This is a genomic window from Helicobacter sp. CLO-3, from assembly GCF_001854545.1.
Lineage (GTDB): Bacteria > Campylobacterota > Campylobacteria > Campylobacterales > Helicobacteraceae > Helicobacter_B.
The window spans coordinates 1-22,541 of record NZ_MLQN01000014.1 but is presented as its reverse complement, the minus strand read 5'-3'; the positions used below and the strand labels follow the sequence as shown (position 1 = coordinate 22,541).

22 protein-coding genes and 2 pseudogenes are annotated in these 22,541 nt (G+C 44.8%); 7 read left to right on the top strand and 17 right to left on the bottom strand.

What is annotated here, in order from left to right:
* The first annotated feature begins 45 nt into the window (after positions 1 to 45).
* Positions 46 to 1,329 (top strand): citrate synthase, encoded by a 1,284-nt coding sequence (locus BKN38_RS05045; protein ID WP_066453943.1) that lies wholly within the window; start codon positions 46 to 48, stop codon positions 1,327 to 1,329.
* A gap of 515 nt (positions 1,330 to 1,844) precedes the next feature.
* Here BKN38_RS05045 and htpG read toward each other — a convergent pair.
* The 3 genes from htpG to rpsO all read right to left on the bottom strand — a co-directional run bounded on the left by htpG (position 1,845) and on the right by rpsO (position 5,179).
* Positions 1,845 to 3,863: a molecular chaperone HtpG gene (htpG, locus tag BKN38_RS05040; RefSeq protein ID WP_083329092.1), complete on the bottom strand. Its 2,019-nt coding sequence runs from the start codon at positions 3,861 to 3,863 to the stop codon at positions 1,845 to 1,847.
* Between the two features lie 81 nt (positions 3,864 to 3,944).
* Positions 3,945 to 4,205, bottom strand: coding sequence for a hypothetical protein (locus tag BKN38_RS10625; RefSeq protein WP_070957719.1), 261 nt, complete (start codon positions 4,203 to 4,205; stop codon positions 3,945 to 3,947).
* Between the two features lie 701 nt (positions 4,206 to 4,906).
* Entirely contained in the window at positions 4,907 to 5,179 is a 273-nt protein-coding gene (gene rpsO / locus BKN38_RS05030) for a 30S ribosomal protein S15 (RefSeq protein WP_066453938.1), read from the bottom strand.
* A gap of 576 nt (positions 5,180 to 5,755) precedes the next feature.
* On the opposite strand from rpsO, the gene BKN38_RS05025 reads away from it, so the two are divergent.
* From BKN38_RS05025 to BKN38_RS05015, 3 genes are read left to right on the top strand one after another with little or no spacing between them, the layout of a single operon-like run.
* Positions 5,756 to 6,217 (top strand): MarR family winged helix-turn-helix transcriptional regulator, encoded by a 462-nt coding sequence (locus tag BKN38_RS05025; protein ID WP_066453936.1) that lies wholly within the window; start codon positions 5,756 to 5,758, stop codon positions 6,215 to 6,217.
* Positions 6,218 to 6,228: 11 nt separating this feature from the next.
* Positions 6,229 to 6,549, top strand: coding sequence for a hypothetical protein (locus BKN38_RS05020; protein WP_066453933.1), 321 nt, complete (start codon positions 6,229 to 6,231; stop codon positions 6,547 to 6,549).
* 1 nt (position 6,550) lies between these two features.
* Positions 6,551 to 6,886, top strand: a complete 336-nt coding sequence (locus tag BKN38_RS05015; protein WP_066453931.1) for a YceI family protein — start codon at positions 6,551 to 6,553, stop codon at positions 6,884 to 6,886.
* A gap of 432 nt (positions 6,887 to 7,318) precedes the next feature.
* Here the strand turns inward: BKN38_RS05015 and BKN38_RS05010 are convergent, their stop codons facing one another.
* The 11 genes and pseudogenes from BKN38_RS05010 to folD form a co-directional block, all read right to left on the bottom strand.
* Positions 7,319 to 7,849 (bottom strand): MerR family transcriptional regulator, encoded by a 531-nt coding sequence (locus BKN38_RS05010; RefSeq protein WP_066453929.1) that lies wholly within the window; start codon positions 7,847 to 7,849, stop codon positions 7,319 to 7,321.
* A gap of 288 nt (positions 7,850 to 8,137) precedes the next feature.
* Entirely contained in the window at positions 8,138 to 9,247 is a 1,110-nt protein-coding gene (ychF, locus tag BKN38_RS05005; protein ID WP_066453927.1) for a redox-regulated ATPase YchF, read from the bottom strand.
* Positions 9,248 to 9,438: 191 nt separating this feature from the next.
* Positions 9,439 to 10,920: pseudogene (locus BKN38_RS05000) on the bottom strand (leucyl aminopeptidase); the annotation flags it as partial.
* Positions 10,907 to 11,557: a DedA family protein gene (locus BKN38_RS04995; RefSeq protein ID WP_066453979.1), complete on the bottom strand. Its 651-nt coding sequence runs from the start codon at positions 11,555 to 11,557 to the stop codon at positions 10,907 to 10,909. The pseudogene BKN38_RS05000 and the gene BKN38_RS04995, both read right to left, overlap by 14 nt.
* 80 nt (positions 11,558 to 11,637) lie before the next feature.
* Positions 11,638 to 12,240 (bottom strand): adenine phosphoribosyltransferase, encoded by a 603-nt coding sequence (gene apt, locus BKN38_RS04990; protein WP_082942435.1) that lies wholly within the window; start codon positions 12,238 to 12,240, stop codon positions 11,638 to 11,640.
* Positions 12,241 to 12,415: 175 nt separating this feature from the next.
* Positions 12,416 to 12,754 (bottom strand): hypothetical protein, encoded by a 339-nt coding sequence (locus tag BKN38_RS04985; protein ID WP_066453922.1) that lies wholly within the window; start codon positions 12,752 to 12,754, stop codon positions 12,416 to 12,418.
* A 3-nt stretch (positions 12,755 to 12,757) separates the two neighbouring features.
* Positions 12,758 to 13,321, bottom strand: a complete 564-nt coding sequence (gene rpiB, locus BKN38_RS10295; protein ID WP_082942434.1) for a ribose 5-phosphate isomerase B — start codon at positions 13,319 to 13,321, stop codon at positions 12,758 to 12,760.
* A 25-nt stretch (positions 13,322 to 13,346) separates the two neighbouring features.
* The gene (locus tag BKN38_RS04975) at positions 13,347 to 14,021 is read right to left on the bottom strand and encodes a site-2 protease family protein (protein ID WP_066453920.1); all 675 of its coding nucleotides are present in this window, start codon (positions 14,019 to 14,021) and stop codon (positions 13,347 to 13,349) included.
* Between the two features lie 63 nt (positions 14,022 to 14,084).
* The gene (locus tag BKN38_RS04970; RefSeq protein WP_233712861.1) at positions 14,085 to 14,774 is read right to left on the bottom strand and encodes a methylated-DNA--[protein]-cysteine S-methyltransferase; all 690 of its coding nucleotides are present in this window, start codon (positions 14,772 to 14,774) and stop codon (positions 14,085 to 14,087) included.
* A gap of 251 nt (positions 14,775 to 15,025) precedes the next feature.
* Positions 15,026 to 15,937: pseudogene (gene lepB, locus BKN38_RS04965) on the bottom strand (signal peptidase I); the annotation flags it as partial.
* A 159-nt stretch (positions 15,938 to 16,096) separates the two neighbouring features.
* Complete coding sequence (gene folD / locus BKN38_RS04960) at positions 16,097 to 16,960, bottom strand: bifunctional methylenetetrahydrofolate dehydrogenase/methenyltetrahydrofolate cyclohydrolase FolD (RefSeq protein ID WP_066453910.1); 864 nt, start codon at positions 16,958 to 16,960, stop codon at positions 16,097 to 16,099.
* A 149-nt stretch (positions 16,961 to 17,109) separates the two neighbouring features.
* Between folD and BKN38_RS12270 the strand changes: the two genes are divergently transcribed.
* Positions 17,110 to 17,739 (top strand): cytochrome c, encoded by a 630-nt coding sequence (locus BKN38_RS12270; protein WP_371113554.1) that lies wholly within the window; start codon positions 17,110 to 17,112, stop codon positions 17,737 to 17,739.
* 301 nt (positions 17,740 to 18,040) lie between these two features.
* Here the strand turns inward: BKN38_RS12270 and BKN38_RS04950 are convergent, their stop codons facing one another.
* Positions 18,041 to 19,816, bottom strand: coding sequence for a mechanosensitive ion channel family protein (locus BKN38_RS04950; protein ID WP_066453904.1), 1,776 nt, complete (start codon positions 19,814 to 19,816; stop codon positions 18,041 to 18,043).
* A gap of 250 nt (positions 19,817 to 20,066) precedes the next feature.
* Between BKN38_RS04950 and BKN38_RS04945 the strand changes: the two genes are divergently transcribed.
* Positions 20,067 to 21,005, top strand: a complete 939-nt coding sequence (locus BKN38_RS04945; RefSeq protein ID WP_158655925.1) for a transporter substrate-binding domain-containing protein — start codon at positions 20,067 to 20,069, stop codon at positions 21,003 to 21,005.
* A 14-nt stretch (positions 21,006 to 21,019) separates the two neighbouring features.
* Here BKN38_RS04945 and BKN38_RS04940 read toward each other — a convergent pair whose 3' ends face one another.
* Positions 21,020 to 21,199 carry a hypothetical protein gene (locus tag BKN38_RS04940; RefSeq protein ID WP_066453901.1) on the bottom strand — a complete coding sequence of 60 codons (180 nt, stop codon included), beginning with the start codon at positions 21,197 to 21,199 and terminating at the stop codon, positions 21,020 to 21,022.
* Between the two features lie 14 nt (positions 21,200 to 21,213).
* Between BKN38_RS04940 and BKN38_RS04935 the strand changes: the two genes are divergently transcribed.
* Positions 21,214 to 21,660 (top strand): hypothetical protein, encoded by a 447-nt coding sequence (locus BKN38_RS04935; protein ID WP_066453899.1) that lies wholly within the window; start codon positions 21,214 to 21,216, stop codon positions 21,658 to 21,660.
* 83 nt (positions 21,661 to 21,743) lie between these two features.
* Here BKN38_RS04935 and BKN38_RS04930 read toward each other — a convergent pair whose 3' ends face one another.
* The gene (locus BKN38_RS04930) at positions 21,744 to 22,319 is read right to left on the bottom strand and encodes a hypothetical protein (protein WP_143000208.1); all 576 of its coding nucleotides are present in this window, start codon (positions 22,317 to 22,319) and stop codon (positions 21,744 to 21,746) included.
* Between the last annotated feature and the right edge of the window lie 222 nt (positions 22,320 to 22,541).

Sequence of the window (22,541 nt, the reverse complement as noted above, 5' to 3'; positions counted from 1 at the left end):
AAAAATAATGTAAAATTAAGCCATATCACAACGAAAGGATACCACATGGGAACTGTTACACTTACCAACAACGAAACCAAGCAAAGCTGGGATTTTGATCTGATCGAATGCACCAGAGGTCCAAAAGCGGTGAATTTTTCCAAGCTTTTTGAGACGACGGGCATTTTTTCTTATGATCCCGGATATGGCAGCACGGCGGGCTGTGAATCCACGATAAGCTACATCGATGGCAAAAAGGGCGAGCTATTGTATAAAGGCATCCCTATCCAAGATCTCGTGGAGAAGTATAAATTTACCGATGTTTGCAAGCTGCTTATCAATGATGAGCTGCCAAAGGATAAAAACGAGTCGCTAGAGTTTGATTTGGAGCTGCGACATCGGGGCTTTTTGCATGAGAAGCTAAAGGGCGTGTTTGGCGTTTTCCCAGATAGGGCGCATCCGATGGCGACGCTTTCTGCGCTGCTTTCTGTGCTGGCGACGCTGTATTATGACCACAAAGATATGGATGATGAGGATGACTATCAGACGATGGCTAGGCGGCTTATCGCCAAAACGCCTACGATGATTGCGTTTTGTCATCGCCACTCGGTGGGCGCGCCATTTATCGAGCCAGATGTAAGCAAAAGCTATGTGGAAAACTTCCTTTATATGCTGCGCGCGTATCCGCATGGGCGCTACAAATTCACCTCCAAAGGCGAGCAAGAAATAAGCCCTATCGAAGTAGAAGCGCTGGATAAGATTCTAATCCTTCACGCAGACCATGGGCAAAACGCCTCCACCACCACCGTGCGAAATGTCGCATCTACTGGCGTGCATCCTTATGCGGCTATCGCTAGCGGGATAAACGCGCTATGGGGACCAGCGCATGGCGGCGCAAATGAAGCGGTGCTAAAACAGCTCAATGAAATAGGTGATGTGAAAAATGTGGCGAAGTTTATCGATCGCGTCAAAGACAAAAATGACTCATTTAGGCTTATGGGCTTTGGGCATCGCGTGTATAAAAGCTACGATCCGCGCGCCAAAGCGATAAAATCGCTCAAAAACGAGCTAGACAAAAAGGGCATAAAAATGGATCATCGCCTAAGCGATATCGCCGAGAAACTCGAAGAAGTCGCACTAAGCGATGAGTATTTCAAGGCGCGAAACCTCTATCCAAATGTGGATTTTTATAGCGGTATCATCCTAAGCGCGCTAAAAATCCCAACAAGGCTCTTTACGCCGATTTTCGTGCTAGGCAGGATGCCGGGCTGGTGCGCGCAGCTAATCGAGCACTCCAAAAACCCATACGCTAGAATCACCCGCCCAAGACAGGTGTATCTGGGAAAATGACTTATTTACCTAGATATTTATCTGGAATATATCTACATGGAATAAAGGCGGATTCTAGCGGCATCACCCCAAACGCGCTCGCTAAATCGCTAGCTAGCGCAGGCTGTGGCTTTTGTCTAGTTTTTATCTAGTCCTAGCCACAATGGGTGCGCCAGCTAGCCTTTGCTTACCTATTAACTTGCCTGCTTAACTTGCCTTCACCTTAAGCAAAATGTTTGTTTTGTGCTTTTTGTTTTATTTCGCTGTGTCTATTTTGCGTTTTATAGTTTTTAAAAACTTGCCTGGTCTAAAACAAGCCCAAAATTTATATGAGTGGCGCGTTTGGCAAAGTAGGACAGGGCGCGGTAAGAAAAATGTGTAAAAGGGCAGGGTGGTAAGCAGCGGATTAATAAGATTCTATGTAAAAATTTAAGAGTTTAGGACTTAAGAAAATATCATCATAAAACCAAAAATACTGCAAGCCACGCACAAAAGCGGCGGCTTGCAAAATCTACCTCGTTTTTTTCTGCCAAACCTTAGCTCAACGCCTGCGTGATGAGGGTGTTTAGGCGCGTGCTAAATGCTTTGGCATTTGCCATGCCTCCAGATTCCAAAAGCAAAGCGCAGTCATAAAGCATATGTGCGATTTCTTGGATTTGGGATTCCGCGTTGCTCGCCACTGCATCCACGCCGCTTGCCACCTTAGATTCTGTGCCAGCCTTTGATGCGCCTTTAGATTCTGCTTTAGAATCCGCTTTTTTAGATTCTGCACCAGATTTAGATCCCGCTTCCGCTTTACTCCCAGCCTTATCAGCTTTATCGCCAGCGCCTTTTAGCTTGGCAAAAATCTCATGCCCCACATTGATTTGCACCGTCTTTTTGGGCTTTGGCGGCTCTTGCCCCATTTGGCGCATGAGATTTGCCATCATCGCGTTTTGCTCCTCGCCCACAAGCGCGATAGGCGAGCTTAGATCATCGCTAAGCTCCACGCCCTGTATCTCATCGCCAAGCGCTGATTTAAACGCCTCGATAATCGGCTCAAACTCCTTTCTCGTCGCCTCATCGATGCTGCTTTCACCAAGCTCTTTTAGCGCCTCGATACTCGCCGCATCGCGCAGCGGCACTTTGTCATACTCGCCCACGCTTGGCATCACAAAGCCATCTATCTCATCGCTTAGCAAAAGCACGCTATAGCCCTTTTTGCTGTATTTTTCGATGATCGGGCTAGCGGCTAGCAAGTCCTTATTCTCGCCCAAAAGATAGTAAATGCTTTTTTGCTCTTTTGGCATCGCTTCTTTGTAGGCTTTGAGACTTAGATTCTGCCCCTTGTCGCTGTCAAATCGTAAAAGCTCCAGAATCTTATCTTTGTTTTCAAAATCACTATATAGCCCTTCTTTCAGCACGCGTCCAAACTGCGCGTAAAACTTCTGATATTTTTCATCATCCTTGGCGATGTTTGCGATTTCTGCGAGAATCTTTTTGGTCGAGGCGGATTTGATGTTTGCTAGAATCTTGTTTTGCTGCAATATCTCGCGGCTCACATTTAGCGGCAGATCCTCGCTATCTATCACGCCGCGCACGAAGCGCAGGTATTGTGGCAAAAGCTCTTTGTCATCATCGGTGATAAACACGCGCTTGACATAGAGCTTCACGCCGCTTTGGTAATCCACGCGATACAGATCAAATGGCGCGACAGAGGGGATAAAAAACAGCGTGCTATACTCTAGCGTGCCCTCCACTTTGTTGTGAATCCACGCCATAGGCTCGGCATTATCATGCGCGAAACCTTTATAAAACTCCTTGTAATCCTCATCTTTTAGCTCATTTTTGGGCGTTTTCCAGATGGCTTTGGCGGTGTTTTGCTGCACGCATTTGGCTTCTTTGACTTCTTTTTTGTTGTCACCTTCGCCCTCATATTTGGTCTCTTCATAGCTTAGAAATATCGGAAATGCGATGTGTTCGGAGTATTTTTTGATGATGGATTCTAGCTCCCAGCGACTGGCGAATTTTTTCTCATCGTCTTTGAGATAGAGCGTGATTTGCGTGCCGTGCGTGTCTTTTTGGCATTCTAGCACTTCATACTCGCCCGCGCCATCGCTTATCCAGCTGTATGCTTTGTCTTCGCCGGCTTTTTTGGTGATGACTACGATTTTGCTAGCCACCATAAACGCCGAGTAAAAGCCCACGCCAAACTGCCCAATAAGCGCAGAATCCTTTTTCTTATCGCCGCTTAGCGAGTTTAGGAAGCTTTTGGTGCCGGATTTGGCGATGGTGCCGAGGTGGTCGATGAGATCTTTTTCATTCATCCCGATGCCGCTATCAGCGATAGTTATCGTACCTTTTTTCTCATCAAAGCTAATATCGATGCGCGGCTCAAACTTTATCTTTTTATACGCTTCATCGCTGATGGTTAGGTAGTTTAGCTTATCTAGCGCATCGGATGCGTTGCTGATGAGTTCGCGCAGGAAAATCTCTTTGTTGGAATACAGCGAGTGGATCATAAGGTCCAAAAGCTGCTTGATTTCGGTTTGGAAGGTGTGTTTGGTGTTTGCCATGTTGTATCCTTTTGAAAAATTTTGGCAATTATAGCAGGAATTTGATAAATATTGCAAAACTTTATATAAATCATATCAAGTTTATTTAGTGTAAATATATGATGAAAGTTTATAGATAGCTGCTTGAATTTGGCAAAATGAGCGCGATAAATGCGCTAGAATAGGCGATTTTGAGGGTTTTGCGGGTTTTGCGGGTTTGGTGGGTTTGGTGGGTTTGGTGGGTTTGGTGGGTTTGGTGGGTGCGCGGGGTTCTGGCGTTGGGTTTGGTTTGGTATGCGTTTGGTTTTGGCGGCGGTTTTGGCGATTGGCTGGTATTAGCAAGGCTTTGGTATTGGTTGGCATTGGTTGGCGTTAGAATGTGATTTGCTAGAATCCACGCTTTGCTATAGATTCTATAGCCAAATTAGATTCTGGTTTTTTAGAATCTGATTTGGCTAATTTTTAAAGTCTGGTTTGGCTTTTGGATTCTTGCGTTTGTAAAAATGCTTTTTTGCAAAATGTGTTTGGATAGCTTGGAATCTAGAATCTAGTTTTAAAATTTGAATTCTAGAATTCCAGAATCTAGTTTTTTGTTGCCTTAAGCCATTAAAATCAAAAGCGAGTAAGAAAACAAAACGCGCGAGAATCAGCTTCCTTGAATCAGTCCCTTGAATTTTCTTTGAAAATTTATTTTACTTATGAAAACTATAATTTTCAAAATTTTTATATTTGGCTGGGCAAGTTGGGGGAGGGCATATTAGCAAGGCACATTGCTATCTAGAATCCAAAAAGCAAACAGGGGATTCAAAAAGTAAGTAAGACTTAAAAAACAAGCAAAAAGTTTCAAATTTAAAAGTCCAAAAAAAGCGCGCAGAAAAAGAAGCGCGCTTAAAAACAAAAATCCAAAGCCCAAACTCGAAGCTTTGCAAGACAAAACAAAATATAAAGATAAGAAATCAAAGAACGCAAAGATATGCAAAAGCACGCATCGCGCGCATCAAACGCGCCAAAAGCCAGCAGCCAAAAAGCCTAAGCAATCAGCGCGATAAAATCTCGCCAAAATCCTATCTATCTTTGATTCTTAGCTTGGCGATAAGCTTCGCGTATGTCTCGTATTGCGTGTTTTTGAGGTATTTTAGCAGGTGTTTGCGCCTGCCCACGAGTTTTAGCAGTCCTAGTCGGCTGGAGTGATCTTTGGGGTTTGCCTTGAGATGCTCCGTGAGTAATGCGATGCGCTCGCTAAGTATGGCTATCTGCACCTCTGATGAGCCTGTGTCGCTGCTGCTTCTTGCAAAATCTGCGATGATTTTTGCCTTTTTCGCCGTATCCAAAGCCATAAATGACCTCCTGATTGGTATAAGATAAAAGGCGTGATTATAGCGCGCGGAAGCTAAAAAGCGCTTTAAATGCGCTAGATTTTAGGCGATTTCGGATTTTGGCATCAGTGATGACTTTTGCACTGCTTGCCCCTTGCGCTGCCGCCCTACCCTGCGTCAGAATCTAAACAGCCTAGTTTTACTCTGCGCTTTTCTCCTTAAGTTTGTTTTTAAAAACTTCTGATATATTTTCACTATCCATTATAGTAATTAAAAATTATTATAATTAAAAATTGCTATATATGGATATTGGGACAAACACTTAGGCGAGTCGCATAAACTAAGCTATCAAGCTCATCTTGTGAAATATGCAAGCGCGCCAAAAAGCCAGAATCTATAGCAGAATCTAGCCTAGATTTAGCCCCACATTTTGGCTATAATCTAGATTCTAGCTTTGCCTAAATCCTAAGCATAACTCTCAACGCGCCAAGCAAAAGCATCGTAAAAAGCGCAAGCGCGGTGAAAATAGCTAAAAAGATTAAACCAAAAAGTTTAGCCAAAAGCAAAGCAAACTCCAAGCAAAAGCAAAGGAAAAAGATGAATATAGACTTGACAGAAGCTATCGGATTTCTTTCTATAAGCACCATGACAAGGCTTGTCGCAGGCTTCAGAGAGACGCTAGATAGCTATGGGCTTATCCAAAAGCAAGCCGGGATTTTGTGGCGCTGCCACTATGAGCCCCAATCGCAGACACGCCTGCAAGAGGCCATAATGGCGGACAAAAACTATGTGCGGTTTTATATCGATGATTTGGAGGCGAAGGGCTTAGTCTATCGCCAGAAAAACGCGCAAAATAGGCGTGAAAATATCATCCATCTCACAGAAGAGGGCAAAAAAATCTCCACAGAAACCTTTAGCCTCATGCTAGAGTATCAAAACAAAACTTTGCTAAAGCATATTTCACAAGATGAGCTTGATGTTTTGGTGGCGACTCTAAAAAAGCTGTATTTTGGGATGCGCCAAGAGGCGGATTTCCAAAAAGCAAGAAGCACAAAATAAGGAGAAAAAACATGGAAATCAAAATGGCGAGTGCAAGAGTAGAAGGCGTGAGAGTCGCAAGCCTCGCAAAGAGTGCGGTGGCAAAGGGCGTAAAAATCACAAATCTCGCAAAAAGCCCGAAAATCCTAGCTAGCGCCCTACTCTGCGCGGCATTGGCACAAAATGCGTTAGCGCTTGATTTTACCCTATCACAAGATGCCAAAGAGACAAAAATCGGCTTCAAAGCCACGAAATTTGGATTTGTGGGCGTTGATGGGCTGTTTAAGCGCTTTGATGGCAGGCTTAGTTTGGGCGAAAATAGCGAAATTGACGCGCTAAAAAGGGGTCATTGAGATGGAATCTGTCTTTAGCGATAGCAAAAAGCGCGACAAACACCTGCTAGAGGCGGATTTTTTGGATGTGGAGAAGTTCAAACAAGCGACTTTCACGATGAGTCAATACGAGGCAAAAGAGCAAAAAGGCGATAAGATTTTTGGCGTGGTGAAAGGCGTTTTGAGCCTGCATGGCGTGGATAAAGAAGTCGAGCTGCAAAGCGAGCTAAACGCTGGCGAGCGCCCTACCCTATCGCTTAGCGGCAAGATAAATATTAAGGATTTTGGCATGCAAGGGAGCTCGATGAATAGCGACATCGTGGAGATAAAAATCCAAACAACTTGGGATAAGGTGTAAGAAAATAACAAACATTATTTAAGGCTTTTGTTTTATTTTAAAGTAGATTTATACGCCAACCAATTTGACTTGCAATGACCAAAAATCGTCATTGCAAGTCGCTAAATTTTTAAAGACTCGTGTCTAATCCCATTGTTATTAAGGCTTTATATTTTCTTTCATTGCGACATAATTTGTCGTAACAAATTGCCTGTAAAGTTCCCTGTATTCTGATATAAGGCTAAAAGTAACTCGCCAGCATTTGTCAGAAACTAAAATTTCTTTATTGTTTGTAAAGGATGTGTTAATCCTCCATCTTTACAAAGCGATCTTTTTTGCTTGCAGCCAATCTTAATTGCCCTATGATGATTTTTTGGATTATAAATTTCTTGAAATTTGTAATCTGTGCTTTTTGGCGACTTGGGAACGCCAAATCTTGCGCAAAAAATTGCATCAAGCGGTGGTTTTGCTGGCATTATCGGTTTTGCTGGCGATTTGGGCTATTTTTTTGGTAGTTTCGGCTATGTTTGCGGTGGCTTCTGCTATCTTTTTGGGTGATTTTCTTTTCACGGTTTTGCAGCTTAGATATTGGTTGCTTTTGGGGTTTAGCAAGTCTTTGCCTTGTTGTGCTATGGAGTCGGCGTAGATTCCGATTTTTTTCTCCAAATGTTGCGCGATGTTTTGCAAATCGGCGATGTTTTGCATAAGCATTTCGTATTGTTTATCGAGCATTTTTTTACGCATTGGCATGGTGTCTAGCCCCTGATGACAGGCGTGTATGTATGCGACGATGTCTTTGATAGGCATCCCTGTTTTGCGTAGCCAATCCACCCAGCGCACCCATTCTAAGTCTTTGTCGGAGAAATATTTCACGCCGTTTTTGTCGCGCTCGACAAAGGCAAACACGCCCTTTGTCGCCCAGAATCTAAGCGTGAAGCATGAGATGCCGGTCTTTTCTTCTACTTCTTTTATGGTGTAAGCCATGTTTGCTCCTTTGTTGATTTTGGTCGAGATTTGGTTCGCCAAAGGCGGATTTTGTCAAAGTGCCGATTTTATCAAAGGTCATTGTTATCAAGAGCGGCCTTTGTCGCATTTGGCTTGCCAGCGACTGCTTGCGCGCTAGTTTTTCAAGAAAAAGCGATACACCAAAAGTGCCGCGATAAGCACGACAAAAACAGCGCTTTCTATCATGAATCCTTGCATATCTTGCATTTTTGCCCTTTTGTGCGCCTCTGCTTGTCGTGCGCTATCGCCCAGAATCTAAAGCCAAAACTATACATTAAACCTAAAATGCATCACATCGCCATCTTGCACGATGTATTCTTTGCCCTCACTCCGCATAGCACCAGCTTCTTTTGCCTTCGCTTCCCCGCCATATTTGATAAAATCGCTGTAGCTAATCGTCTCTGCGCGAATGAAGCTTTTTTCAAAATCCTTGTGTATCACGCCGGCTGCTTGCGGGGCTTTGGCGCCATTTTTGATAGTCCATGCGCGCACCTCTTTGACACCTGCGGTAAAGTAGCTGATGAGTCCTAGTGTGTGGAATCCTGTGCGGATAATCTGCTCCAAGCCAGATTCTGCACTTTTGCTACCCATAAGCTCGCTCAAAAACTCCGCGCGCTCCTCATCGCTTAGCCCCACCATTTCTTCTTCGATTTTCGCACATAGCTTTATGACTTCACAGCCGCGATTTGCGCCATATTCACGCACTTGCTTGACAAACTCATTATCCTCTGCAAGCGCGCTTTCATCGACATTCGCACCATAAATCACGCGCTTATTGCTTAAAAATCGCAATTCTTTATCAAGTGTCAGAAACTCCTCGCTTTCGCGATTTTCAAAGCTACTTGCAGGCGCGCTAGATTCTAGATGCGCTAGAAGTGCTTGCGCGATTTCTAGGGATTTGAGCGCGCCTTTTTGGGCTTTGGATTCTCGCGTGAGCTTTTCGATGCGCTTATTTAGGCTTGCAATGTCTGCCAAAATGAGTTCTAGCTCGATGATTTCAATGTCTGCGATTGGGTTAATGCGATTTTCCACATGCGTGATATCAGAATCCTCAAAACAGCGCACGATATGCAAAATCGCATCCGCCTCTTTGATATTTGCCAAAAACTGATTCCCTAGCCCTTCGCCCTTGCTCGCACCGCGCACAAGCCCGGCGATATCGACAAACTCGACTTGTGAGTGCAGCACGCGCTCGGGATTTACTATCTTGCTTAGCTCATTAAGCCTAGAATCTGGCACTTCGACGATAGCTTTGTTTGGCTCGATAGTGCAGAAAGGATAGTTTGCCGCCTGCGCGCTTTGGGTTTTGGTTAGCGCGTTAAATGTGGTCGATTTGCCGACATTTGGAAGTCCTACGATACCAATGGATAGCGCCATTATTTGCGCTCATCTTTTGGTTTGTTTTTGCTGCCTTTTGGGCGTCCGCGCTTGCCGCTTGCCGCTTGTGTTGTGCCTGCGCTTGTAGCTTTAGTCGCTGTGGTTGTGGCTGTGGTGCTAGATTCTGCGCCTAGTGCAGCAGCGTTGGCTACTTTTCTAGGGCGTCCTCTGCGCTCGCTTTCGCGCCCAATGCTTCTAGCAATCACGCTTAGCACAAACTCCACGCCCGCGCGCACGCCAGCACCGCTCGCGCCATAGGGGTTGATATCCCATTCTTTCTCGACAAATGCAGGGCCGGCGATGTCGATATGTAGCCATTTTTGTTTGTATTCATCGCGGATAAACTCGCCCAAAAACATCCCTGCACTTATCGCGCCACCATAGCGGCTAGATGAGATGTTGCTAATATCAGCGATTTTAGAATCTAGCAGCTTTTTGATGTGCTTATTAAAAGGAAGTTTGGCTGCTAGCTCGCCGCTTTTTAGCGCGCTTTGTTCAAACTGCTCTTTCAAGCGCTCATTATAGCCCATGACACCGCTTGTGTATTCGCCAAGCCCCACGACGCACGCACCTGTAAGTGTAGCAAAATCCACTAGAAAATCCGGCTGCAAATCCTGCGCGTAGCTTAGGCAGTCACAAAGCACGAGCCGCCCTTCTGCATCGGTGTTTTTCACCTCTATCGTTTTGCCTTCACGCGAAATAAGCACATCATCTGGCTTATACGCATCGCCACCTATCATATTTTCCACAGCGCCGATTATCGCATGCACTTCTACATCAAGCTTTAGCTGCGCTACTGCGCTGATGATGCCTAGAGTCGCGCATCCGCCGCCTTTGTCAGCTTTCATCGTCGTCATATAATCCGCAGGTTTCAAGCTAAGTCCGCCGCTATCGTAAGTTAGCCCCTTGCCTACAAGCGCGATTTTGGCGCGGGATTTTTTCTCTGGGATGTATGAGAGATGTATGAGGTAAGGCGCTTGGGTAGAGGCGCGCGCCACAGCTAGCATCGCTCCCATTTTCTCACGCTCCAAGTCTGCTTGCTGCAAGATTTGGCATTTTAGGCCATGTTTGCTAGCGATGTTTTTGGCTTGCTCGGCGATATAAGCAGGCGTGGCTAGCTGTGGTGGCGTATTTACCAAGTCGCGCGTATTGTTTGTGGATTCTGCCAAAATGCTTGCTTGGTCTATCGCGACATTTAGCGAGTGGATGAGTGCTGTGTTTATGCGCCTTGCATGCCCTTTTTGGCGATAGGATTCTGTGCTGATGATGATTTCTTGCAATGCGCTTTCTTGCTTTTTGGATTTAAACATATCAAAGCTGTATCCACCGCAAAGCGCGCCGATAGCAAAAGCATACATAAGCTCGCATTTATCGCTTGATGCGGCGTCATTGGCGTAGAATCCTATTTTTGCTTTGGCAAATGGATAGGATTTCAGCGCGCGCACAGCTATTGCGCCCGCCTCGCGCATAGAGTCTGCATCTAGTGCGTCTATGGGGATATACAAAGTGCGTGCGCTTTGGTCGAAAAATGCCCCTTCGCATTTGTAGCCAAAATCTTTTAGCTTTTTGCGATTTACCCAAATATGTTTGGTGTTTTTAGCCACGATTAAAACGATGGCGACATCGGCTTTGAGCGAGCCAAAAAGACTCGTATTGACACTAATTTTTAGCATGTTTGTCCTTTAGTTGGGTTTGGATTTTGTGGATGGTTTTGTCTATCTTCCTTGTGCGCGAGGTGAGAAACCACCATGCCCCGCCAAGTAAGATTACCGCCAAGATAATAAAAATATATGGATGCGATTTAAAAATCGCTAGCAGATCTAGAATCTGCTCGCCAAGCGCCCAAGCCAAAAGTATGGTGATAGCCGCCCACACCCAAGCGCTTAGGAGGTTTATGATAGCAAATTTTAGCGCAGAGTAGCGCGTGATACCTATGCTTATAGGGATAATCGTGCGCATACCATACATATATCGCTGGATGAAAATTATAGGCCAGCCATATTTTTGAAGCAGGAGATGCGCGAGCGCTAACTTCCTGCGCTGTGTGGTTAGCTGGCGCTGTATGTAGCCTTTGTTGAACCTTCCTATGTAGAAATAAATCTGATCGCCTGCAAATCCGCCAAGCCCCGCTACAAATATCGCTAGCCACACATTCATATGCCCTGTATGACTAGCAATCCCCGCAAATATCAGCCCAAGCTCGCCCTCCAAAATACTCCAGCAAAATAATATCAAATACCCCCAATCCGCCACATAAGTATCCCAAAGCGATATGATAGAATCCTCGAGCGAAAACTCCGTATATCGCATATAATACACTAGCCCACCAATCGCGGCTAGCAAAATAGCGATGATTAGCAGCTTTTTGGCATGTGCTTTGATACTACTCATCACACATCCAATATGCTCATATATTTGACATTTAGCTTTTCTGCACCGCCAAGCTCGACTAAGCGGATAAGGAAGCAAGCCTCCACGCACTCGCCCCCCGCTTTTTCGACAAGCTCAAGGCTAGCAGCCGCTGTCCCGCCAGTAGCTAGCAGATCATCCACTAGCACTACACGCGCTTTTTTGCCGCTCTTTTTCACAGAATCAAACGCATCGATATGTATCTCTACCACATCGCTACGATATTCAAACTCGTATTCTTTGGAGTAGGTTTTGTAAGGCAGCTTGCCTTTTTTACGCACAGGGACAAAGCTCACGCCTAGCGCGTAAGCCAGCGCGGTGCCAAAAGTGAAGCCCCTAGATTCTATGCCAACGATATGCGTGATATTTTCTTTCTCATAGCGCGCTTTCCAAAAATCTACCATGCTTTTTAGGCAAGAAGCATTATCCAAAATAGTCGTGATGTCATAAAATAGGATTCCGGGCTTTGGATAGTCTGGTATCGTGCGCACTGCTTTTTTGACTTCTGCTTGTATCTGGGCTAGATTTGGCGTGCTAGATTCTGTGGCGGTGTTTGTGGTGCTAGATTCTGGTGTGTGTGGCATGTGGGGCGTCCTTTGTTTTGGGTTTTGGCTGTTTTGGCGCTTGATTTAGGCTATTTGCAAAATTGGCAATTTTTGCGACTTTTGCAAAAGTTTGGTGCGGATTTTATGGATATTTTGATTTTTTGCATATCTCAAATCTTTTTGCATATTTTGCTTTTGCATATTTTGATTTTCATCACAAAAGCGCCTCGATTTTTTGCTCCAAATCTTTGATACGCGTGCGGTATTTGTCTGTCTCGACGCGATATTGCGAGTTGCGCTGTTTGAGTGCTTTTATCTCATTGCGAAGCTCATTTAGCTGCTGGGTCAAAATGTCGGCATTTCCGAGCGCGCGCTGGAGTTGTAATTGATGCTTTTGGATAAGGATTTGCGTCTCTTCCAAAGTAAGCTTCATCGCCGCCGCGCTACGCTCCTCGCGCTGTGCTACAGATTTGTAAAACATAGTTTTTGCCACCATATACAAAACAAACAGCACAAAAATCGTGCCAATAAACCATTTCAATGCTAAATCCATTTGTTATCTCCTTATTTTTTGTATGCGCTCTAGATGCCTGCCGCCTTCAAATGGCGTGGCAAAAAACGCCTCTAGCATGGATTCTACCTCGCCTTCACCACTTAGCCGCTCGCCCATGCAAAGCACATTTGCATCATTGTGCGCGCGCGCCATCTGCGCCATGTAAGCACTCGTGCAAAGTGCCGCGCGGATGCCTTCAAAGCGATTGGCACTCATACTCATACCTATCCCGCTTCCGCAAATCAAAATGCCTAGATTCTGGCTGTTGTCGCTGGTTTTTGGGATTTTGGATTCTGCGCTAGAATCTACTTTTTGGCTAGATTCTAAGCTTTTTGCGCCAGAATCCGCTCGCTTCACGCCAGAATCCGCTCGCTTTACATTAGAATCCGCTCCGCTGGCATTAGATTCTAGTAGCTTTTGGCAAAGCAGCTTTGCATAATCAGGATAATCCACCCTGCTAGCAGAATCCACACCCAAATCACACACGCCAAATCCGCGCTTTTCTAGCCAGCCTTTGACAAAAGATTTGAGCCTAAATCCGGCATGGTCGGAAGCTATAAAAATCATTTTTCCTCTTTTAAATTTTTAGATTCTAGTATGGGAGCAAAAATTCCAGCAGTATTTTAGCCGGAAAAAACAAAATATTAGATAAATAAGGCACAAATAATATAAACATTAAAATAATCAAGCCATAAGGCTCGATTTTGCCAAGTGCTTTTGCCACGCCCACAGCCCCAAGCTTCAGCGATGCAAACGCCAGCACGCGCGAGCCATCAAGCGGGGGGATGGGGAAGAGGTTGAAAACAAATAATATTACATTGTATTTTATTAAAAAAACTAAAAATGATGCAAAAAATAAGCCAAAAATACTATTTTTTATATCGATAAGCCCGCTAAAAAGCAGCAAAGATGAGAAAAGTGCGAGCGCGATATTATAGCTCACACCCGCGATAGCCACGCCAACACCAGCGCCATAGCCATGCCTAGAGATAATTTGCGTGATATTTACAGGCACCGGCTTCGCCCAGCCAAACAAAAATGGCGCTTGTGTGGCAAGGAGGATGCCCGGAAGTATGATAGAGCCTACTAGGTCGATGTGTTTTATCGGATTTATGCTAAGTCGCCCGGCATCTTTGGCGCTCGTATCGCCATAATAAAACGCCACCAAACCATGCATAATCTCATGCCCGATGATGCTAATAAGCAGCGCACAAACCATGAGCGCTATCATTATCACATCATTGATGTCAAAGGAGAAATCTAGCATTTTAGGACTCTTGCGATGCGTTTATGCGTGATAAAAATATTAAAGTCATTGAAATGGTTGAAATCATAAAGCTACTCCTTTTGATGACTTAGAGGCGCGTGGTTGCGCGCTTTTTGGCACAAAAAATGAGGATATATCCGCTTTTTCTAGCGTAAGTAGGCGTAGCTTTTTCTCGATACCGCCTGCATATCCTGTTAGACTACCATTTGTGCCAACCACTCGATGACAAGGGATAATAAGAGAGATAGAGTTATGCCCCACAGCGCCGCCGACAGCCTGCGCGGACATTTTGGCAAGCCCTTTTTGTTTGGCGATTTTTTCTGCGATCTCGCCATAAGTCATTGTTTTACCAAATGGGATGCCTAGCATGATCTCCCATACAGCTTTGCGAAATGGTGTCGTCTGCATATGTAGCGGCGGCGTAAAATCAGGCGCTTTGCCGCTGAAATAAATATCTAGCCAGCAAATGGTGCGCTCAAATATAGGCAAAGTTTTCTTTTTAGGCGTTTTTGCGAGTGTGTCTTTTTCTGCAAACACACTTTTTTCTAGAGGCGCGCGTTTTTCTAGAGGCATATCTTTTTCTGTAAGCGCGTTTTTTTCCAAAAGCGCATTTTTTTCTAGAATCGTGCCTTTTTCTAGAATCGTATCGCCAAAATATTTTTGCCCATCAAACCAAAGCCCAGTAAGCTCTGCCCCATTGCTAGCAAGCGTGATACCACCCAAAGGCGAGTTATAATGATGTGTATAGGTCATATCGCGATTTATGCGCCTTTTGTGATTTGTGCGGATTCTTGCACGACTTGTGAGGATTCTCGCGTGGCTTTAGTGACTTGCGCGCTTTTTGCGATTTGTGCGGATTCTGGCGCGGTTTTGGTGGATTTTGCAGATTCTGCGGATTTTGCAAAATCTAGACCAGAATCCACTTGCGCGCGAGTTTGGTTTTGCTGTGCTGTGTCAGTGGCTTCGTAGGACTTCGCCTTGTCTAGCAAAATGTCTTTTTGCGAGGCGTCTTTTTGTCTTTCTTTTAGCATTTTTTCTAGCCCATCGATGCCTTTAAACATCCGCTCCCAGCGGATATTATACCGCTCTTTTGGATTGTTGCGCGCATCGGCTTCGAGGCTGCCCTCAAGATTCATACTAAAATATATAAACCACGGCTGCCCGATGATATTTTTATATGGCACACTTCCCCAAAATCGAGAATCCTCGCTATTGTTGCGATTATCGCCCACCATAAAATACTCACCCTCTTCTATCTTTTTGTAAAAAAAGCTAATCGCGCCATTTTCAAACTCCGGGCGCATCGAGATTCCGCCGCCTTTTGTGCTGTATTCATAGGGCGAAGTGCCAGCCAGCCTAGAGCCTAGATAAATATCACTCATAGTCAAAAACGATGATGAACCCTCATCATAGTTTATTCCCAAATGCTCCTTGGAGTAAGGCTCGAACACAAAAAGCTTGCCTTGCATGATGATTTTTTCATAGTCTTGATAGTGCTCATTTACATATTCATTGCCCTCGCTTGGGTGCAAATAGAGCCCCTTTTTGGTGAAAATCACTTCATCGCCACCTTTGGCAAAGGTGCGCTTGACGAAGTATTGCTTGGGGATGTGAGGGGGTATAAACACGACGATGTCGCCTCTTTTTGGTCCTTCGCCATCAATTATGTGTCCGTTGCCCTTGAGATCGGGCATCACTGGGACTTCTAGCCATGGGATTCTAGGGATCGGCACGCCATAGCTAAACTTTTTTACAAACAAAAAATCGCCCTCATAAAGCGTGCCAACCATCGAGCGCGAGGGGATGACGAAGGCTTGCGCGATGAAAAATATAAGCAAAAGCACGATGATTATCGTGCCAACCCAGCTAGCACAGAAGCGATAAAGTATGCCAAAAAGGCTTTTTAGGCTATTCATTTATTTTCCTTTGTCGTTTTATTTTAAATTTTGTGCTTTTAGATTCTAGCATTTTTTCAGAATCTAATTTGCAAAATCTATTTTTTAGAATCTATTTTGTAAAATCCAATTCGATAGATTCTAAACCCGCTTTACTTCCCAGACTTTACTTTTTGGACTTTATTTTCCAGATTCTCGCAATCTATAAGCCTTCAGCGTATTTTGCAAAAGCGTGGCTATCGTCATAGGACCCACGCCGCCGGGCACTGGCGTGATAAAGCTTGCCTTTTTACTCACCGGCTCAAACTCCACATCCCCTACCAATCGCCCATCATCGAGCCGATTTATCCCGATATCTACGATGATAGCGCCCTCTTTTACCATATCCGCAGTTATCAGATTTGGCTTGCCTACACCCACGCACACGATATCCGCCTCACGCGTGTATAGCGCCACATCGCGCGTGAGTATGTGGCAGATGCTGATAGTCGCGCCCGCGTTTAGCATGAGCGCTGCAAGCGGCTTGCCTACGATATTGCTAGCGCCCACTATCGCTACATTTTTGCCGCTCACTTCTATGTCATAATGCTTTAGCAAAGTCATCACGCCTAGCGGAGTGGCGGGGGAGAAGGCTAGATTTTGGTTGGTGTTGCACTCGATCCTGCCGACATTTAGCGGGTGGAATCCATCGACATCTTTGCTAGGTGCTATAGATTCTAGTATCAAAGCCGTGTCAAAATGCCTTGGCAGCGGCAGCTGCACCAGCACGCCATCCACGCTAGAATCCTTATTCAGCCGCTCTATCTCTTGCAAAATCTCCGCCTGCTCCACACCCTCATCAAACTCCAAAACCTCGCCCTGCATGCCTATTTTCTCGCAAGCCTTTGCCTTCATATTGACATACGCGCGCGAGGGTGCATCATTGCCCACGAGTATCACCACTAGGCGCGGCGCGCGTGCTTTGGCGGCGGTGAGCGCGGTGATTTCTTGCTTTAGATTCTCTTGGATTTCTTGGGAGAGGGATTTGCCATCCAAAATAGTCATAAAATGCCTTTGTGATTGGGATATAAAATATGGCTTAGAAAAAATGTGCTATTATATTCAAAAAAGCTTAAAAGGCAAGATATTGCGATGCTAGAATCTAGGCGCGAGAGATTGCGTGCGGATTCTCGCTCTAAAGGTGGATGATGCGGATGATGATAGAAAATAGAGATAATGTAGTAAAAAAAGCTCTAGCTAAGGCATTTGGTGCTGGCAAAATGTGCGCACTTGGCAAAATGGACGCTAGCAAAAAAATTGGTGCGTTTGGCAAAAATAGTGTGTTTGACAGAATGCACGCGCTTTCCAAAATAAGCGCGCTTACAAAGCCAAAGATTCTGGCGAGGCTGGCTTTTATCGCTTGCTTTTGTGCTTCCTTAACATTGTGCGCTGAAGAGGTAGAATCTACGATAGATTCTGCTAGCTCTCAAGATAGCGCAGAGTTTGCAGAATCTACAGAATCCACTTCAGAATCCACGCCAATCATAGAAAACGACAGCTTTATCACGCCGCAAGAATATGGTGCTAGCTTGTATGAAAACCCGCGCGGCATAGGCTGTGTGAAATGCCATGGCAAAGATGGCGAAGAGACGCTGCTAGCCTCATACATCCACAAAGGCAAGCAAAAACATGTGATAATCCCGCGCATCAACAACCTCGACTTCCAAGCCTTCAAAAAAGCGCTTAGCATCGACAAAGGCATCATGCCAAAATACGGACTCACCGATGAAGAAATAAACGCGATATACCTCTACATCACCTCGAGAAACAAAACCTTCCGCTAGATTTTGAAACCTTTGGGTTTTTAGATTTTGTAGTTTTGTTAGAAATTTGCTAGAAGTTTTGCAATTAGAATCTAAAAATCTCATTACTAAAGAAGCTAATGCTTTGCGAGGAGCAAAGCGACGAAGCAATCCATCTTGTAGATTGCTTCGCCTTGCTAATGCAAGTCTCGCAATGACAAAAATATTTTTGCGTTGTGTTTTTATAATGATGACAATTTAGATTCTACAAAATTTATCAATCCAAATCGCCACATTATAATCTAGATTCTGTATCAAAAAAATTGCGCGCTTTTGCGATGATTTATTTTTGCTTATTCTTATTTGATGGTGCGGGTTTTGCGGTGGTTTTCCTGCTGGAATCCGCTTTGCTGCCCGCGCCGCCAGAATTCCCAGCACTTCTAGAATCTGCGCCTGTGTTGCCGCCACCGCCGCTTGCGCTACCGCCGCTGCTCGCACTGCTGCCAAAGCCACCAGCGACTTTTTCTATATATAGGCTTTGGCTTGGGAAAGCAAGCGTTAGCTTTTGTGCTTCGATGATGCGCAGGATTTCTAGCGTCACCTCTTCTTTTATCTGCAGATATTCGCCAAGCCCCACCGCCTTGCTGAAGCAATACACAAGGATATTTATCGAGCTATCGCCAAGCGTGTCTAGCACGACATAGATGTGGCTTTTGTAGCCTAGATAGTCATCGATAGAGATGATGTCGCGTTTGAGGCTTAGCGCGTAGTCGAGGTCGTTTCTGGGGTCGGTGTCTTTGGCGATGTTTGGGTTTGCTAGGAGCATCGCTTTTATCGCTTTGGCGCATTTGATGATGTCTTGGCGCGAGGCGTCATAGGTGAGTCCGACATTTATTTTGATAAGCCTTCCTGATTTGCGGCGGCTCCAGTTGGTTATGGATTTGTTGGCGAGCTCGGAGTTTGGGATGAGCACTAGGGCGTTGTCGCTTGTGCGTATGGTGGTGCGCCTTAGCCCCATCTCTACCACTGTGCCATCTATCCCGCCGCATTCTATGCGCTCGCCTTGGGAAAATGAGTTGTCAAAAAGCAGCATCACAGAGGCAAAAAAGTTTGCTAGCATATCTTTCACCGCGAGTGCCACTGCCAAGCCGCCAAGGCCGAGCGAAGCGATGATGGCAGATACATTGAAGCCTAGAATCTTTAGGATAAGCAAAAGCGCGATGATGACGATGATAAAATAGATGATTTTTAGCAGGAGGTTTATGACTTCTTTGCGGAAGTGGTCGGTGTTTTTCTGTGCGATGTTTGACAAAAACGCCGCCAAATACCCTTGCAACGCCATGATGATAAACCACGCAGCATTTGCCACATACGCGACTTGAAACCACACCTCAAGCCCTTGTGGCGATGTGGCTGGATAATACAAAATATTTATCGAAATATCCACACTCACAAAAAACAAAAACAGCGACACAGGCTTTATGAGATCTTTTTGGATCTGCTCGCGCGCGCCTTTTTCTTGCTTTGTGAGGTGAAATCCTATGTTTATGCCTAGAATCACTAGCCGAGTGATGAGCTTGCGCCCCAGCCAAAGCACCATAAATGCGGCAAGTGAAAGCAGGATTTTGGCGATAAGTTCGCTATACTCGGATGCTGGCAAAAACTCCTCTATCTTTTTTATGATGTGTTTTAACTGGATTCTATACCGCTCATCAGAGGTGAGAAGTAGCAGCGTGGAGGGGTTGGCGGCGGAATCTATCGCGGATTTTTCAGCGGATTTTTCGCTGGGGTTTTGGGTAGAATCTGCATTTTTGGATTCTGCGTTTTTGGCTACGCTTTTAGATTCTGCGCGCGCGCTGGATGCTGCATTTTTGGATTCTGTGCTTTTGGTATCTCTTTGCGCGCTAGAATCTATAGAATCCGCGCTTGCACCAGAATCTACTTTTGCACTATTTGCGCCTTTAGATTCCGCACCCTTAGAATCCGCATTTTTAGATTCTGCCACATACGCGCCGCCTTCGATCAGCGCCATATCCTCAATCGCATCCGCCCACACAGCGCCACACGCGAGCATCAGCGCCAGCGCGTATTTGCATACATTATTATATAGATGAGACATTTTTTTCCTTTTATCAAGCTTTTACGCCCTTGGATTCTGCGCCATTTGACACGACGCAACGCAACGCGTAATCATACAATATTTGCGCGCCAAAAAAGATAAAATCAAAAATCCACATTATTTTGACATATTTTTATTAGAATCCCTATCAAAATCAAGGTGGATTCTAGAGCGGGGCTTATAAGTTTATAGGTCAAAGTTTTCAAAAGCTAGGGGGCGAAAAATGCGGATTTTGCGCGAAAGTTTTTCTATGTCAAATGCTTGGCAAAAGTCAAATGCTTGGCAAAAAGCGCCGCGCGAAAATTGCGAAATTTGCGAAAGTCGCCAAAACTACCAAAATCGTAAAAGCCGCCAAGATTCTAGCATATTTTTGAGCGCATTTTTTCTAGCATTTATCGCATTTCTCGCGCTTTTCACGCTCACAAGTTGCAGCGATGACAACGCACTAGAATCCATAAAACAAAAGCGCATCATCAATATCGGCGTGCTAGATAGCATCCCCCCGCTAAACTATCGCAACGAAAATGGCGAGATCGATGGCTTCGAGATAAAGCTAGCGCGGAAAATCGCCAAAGACTTGCTAGGCGATGAGTCGCGCGCCAATCTCATAGCCCTACCGCTGCAAAACCCCTACGCCGATGAGCGCTTCGCCCCGCTAGAATCCGGCGAAGTCGATATGATAATCGCCACTTTAGTAAAAACCAAGCACGCTCAAGAGCGCGTGGATTTTGCCGCGCCATATATGCGCGTGGCGATTAGCGTGGTGGGGCGCAACAGCCAGCCAAGCGGAATCCAGTCGCTTTTCAACGCGCCAGTCATCATCAAAAAAGACGCCGTGTCAGAGGAGTATTTCAGAGAAAATTACCCGCAAATCGAGGTGCGCTCCTATGAAACTATACCGGAATGCTTTGATGCGCTGGTGGCGGACAAAAGCGCGTATTTTGCGGGGCTAAATGCGATCGCGTTTGCGTGGATGCGCCAGAATCCAGAATTTACCATAAGCATCCCTGTGCTTGGCGATGAATACGAGCTAGCCCCCGCGGTCAAAAAGGGCAACAAAAGCCTGCTAAAATGGCTAAACAAAGAAATCGCCACACTCAAAAAAGATGGCTTTTTTATGCAGACTTATGAGGCGTCCCTGCTCCCATACTATGGCAAAGAGCTAAAACCGCAAAATATTTTGCCTTAAGATTTGGCGGTGGATTAGGTTACTTTAGACTGCTTTGGGTGGCTTTGACTTGCTTGGTGGTGGATTTGTGGCGTGGTTTTGGATTCTGGTTTGGATTTAGATTCTAGCGCGGTTTTTGATTTGATTTTAGATTCTGGTTTTTTAGATTCTGGTTTGGCAATGGCTTTGGCATGATATAATTTGCCAAAACACATAAAAAGGTACTTCCATGACAAAAACAATGCACGCTATACGATATTTTGGCATTTTTCTTGTGAGTTTTTCACAAGGCATTGCATTTGGTATTTTTTCCGCGTGGGTGTCAGAAATCATGAGCTTTAAAGTAAGCGATGTTTGGGCTGAAATATTTCTAGGCGCTATGCTTTTGACTACCTGCGCCTTTTTTCTCCCTATCAAGCGCATAGCCGATAAAAGGCGCTATTGGCTTTATGGCGCGCTTATTGTGCTGGATTTTTTTATTTTTGAGCTAATGGCTTTTGTGTTTTCAGGTTTTGGCTCTACATGGCTAATTATCTTTTGCTTTCCTGCATTTTTGATCGGGCTTATTGGCGGGGGCGTTATTGTTTTTAGCCAAACAAAATGGCTAACCATTTTGGCTGTATTTGTCTCTATAATCGCGCTTATTCGGTGGATCATTTGGCTTTCGCATATGTAGAAGTCGCGGGATAAAACTATATTTACTAGCTTAAAAACTACTTGCTAGATTCTGCTTTGCTGGTTTTTATCAAGCGTTAGAATCTAGCTTTCTAAAAACTCATATTCATAGACTTTTTTAGCAATTTTTGATGCTAAAGATTCTAACGCATAGCGCAAATTTGCAATTAAGTCATTATAGTGAAAATCCTTACTTCGCGCATTCATTCTGCCTTTTTCATTAAATCCTTGAAAATATGCTTTTATATCATACAGCGAGGCGTTGGCGTTGTAGTCGTTTAGATAAGCAAAATCGCCTGCATGCCAAATGTCATTTTTACCAAAATCCTGCGCGTGGTAGTAGCGCCAAAGATTCTTACCCGCTTCAAAAACTGCGCTTGCCTCCTCGCTAAAAACAATCGGGCTTGTGGGAATAAAGCTATTTTCATCATTACCAAAGAGATTGTCATTTTGAGAATCCGCCTTGAGTTTGCCCGCGATAAAATCGCTTAAAAAGTGGCTTTCAAAGATACCTTTGGAATCCACTTCTTTTTCTCTAAAAGGGATAAAGTGATTTATGCCCTCGCGTGAAGTTATTTTATTTTGCGAGTGGAAAAGTGTGAAAGCTAGGCAGTCGTTATGGAATTCTTTATCTTGCTGCCATTTTTTATTTGGCGTCAAAAATTGGTCTCTATCATTTAGCCAAGTGGCTTTAATGCAATGGCGCACAGCGAAATAAACAGATATTGGAATTAAATTGCCCATTGAAATTGCATATTTTGTTGCATTATTGAGTGTGCCATTGGAATTTACTTTTTGAAAACTTGAAATATGCAAATAGATATTATTTTGGAAATCTGGCCCATTGTTTCCAGTGTAGCCAATTACCCCTGTCTCTTATAC